We start from the raw sequence: 533 nt of genomic DNA on the forward strand, positions 1-533 counted from the left end.
TTCAGAAAATCTTTCCATATCTTTAAGAACAGCCTGAATATCTTGAACAAGATCATGTCCGTCCAACATGAAAACTTCGTCAGCAGGTAAACGTAGCGCAATATGAAGAACCGAGCGCTTTTCAGTGGTATTAATGACCTGACCCGAAAACATTGCCTCACGCCTGCCTAATACATCTGCTGCGACAGCCAAATCATCTAGGAGTTGCAACGTTTTAAATGTTACACCACACTTCGAAAAATCGAAAAGGAGATCATCAAGTCTTAAAGAAAAATGAGAAAAACGCTGTTCATCCTCTTCGAAATGTCGACGAATATCGTGTGCTCTATCCTTTATAGCGTGTCTTCTTAAAGCTTTCAAAGCTTCCCCAAAAGCTTTTTCGTTTCGAATCGAAAAGCTACCTTCCATGAACTCATCCCGCACGGCTATTGACAATAAAATCTATGCATAAACAATGATAAAACAAGAGAGTCTCTCCTTTATTGCTAGTCATTTTTACTGCTCATATACAAAATGAAGGGGTACAAAAATGG

1 pseudogene is annotated in these 533 nt (G+C 39.0%); it reads right to left on the reverse strand.

The features are described from left to right. Positions 1 to 408: pseudogene (locus tag ACFIML_RS09185) on the reverse strand (glucose-6-phosphate isomerase); the annotation flags it as partial. Between the last annotated feature and the right edge of the window lie 125 nt (positions 409 to 533).

Origin of the sequence: Bartonella sp. AC62GZZY (assembly GCF_042196525.1) — a bacterium.
GTDB lineage: Bacteria > Pseudomonadota > Alphaproteobacteria > Rhizobiales > Rhizobiaceae > Bartonella.